The organism is Mesorhizobium sp. M7A.F.Ca.US.014.04.1.1 (assembly GCF_003998745.1).
Taxonomy (GTDB): domain Bacteria; phylum Pseudomonadota; class Alphaproteobacteria; order Rhizobiales; family Rhizobiaceae; genus Mesorhizobium; species Mesorhizobium ciceri.
Genome location: NZ_RZRW01001383.1, coordinates 1 through 555, shown reverse-complemented (window position 1 = coordinate 555; position 555 = coordinate 1). Strand labels below are relative to the sequence as shown.

Here is a 555-nt window from a genome sequence, read left to right as displayed (position 1 = left end):
GCCAAGTGAAATAACGGTTGTTATCCGGGCGGCGATCTGGAGATCCGTGACCCGCCTCAGTCGTGGAACATTTTGACGGATGACGCGGTGTATCTGCTGCCCGTCATGAAGCGGCTGAACTGTTCTCGCGCCTGCTCCTGTGCAGCGGCCGTCCTTGCCTGCTCCAGCGCAGCAGCCCTGCCCTGCGCCGCCAGCATTGCGGTGAGGTCGGCGACCTGTCTTGCCTGCACGGCGAGAAGCTGGTTGCCGGCTTGCGTTGCCTGCAGCACGCCGACCGCCGATTGGCTGGCGTCGACGAGCGCGCTGGTTTGCTGCTGCGTCGCGTCGATATTGTCCACGGGAACAGCACCGGGCTTCAATGAGTGCTCGAAAGCCGACACCGAAGTCCGCCAGCGCTCACGCGCGCCATCGACAAGCTGCTGGCTCGAAAGGTCGGTGCCAAAATTCTCATAAGCGGACGTAAACTGACTGTCGATGTCCTGGACGTTGTAGGCGAGCTTGTTGGCTTCGCCGAGCAGGCTCTTCATCTGCGAGAAATTGCCCTCGATCTGGTCA

Annotated in this window: 1 protein-coding gene; it reads right to left on the bottom strand. The window is 61.6% G+C overall.

All coding sequences use genetic code 11. The annotated features are described in order from the left end of the window. Nucleotides 1-56: 56 nt before the first annotated feature. Nucleotides 57-555: P-type conjugative transfer protein TrbJ (locus tag EOA22_RS36675; protein ID WP_127390765.1), on the bottom strand; the 499-nt coding region annotated here is incomplete at its 5' end.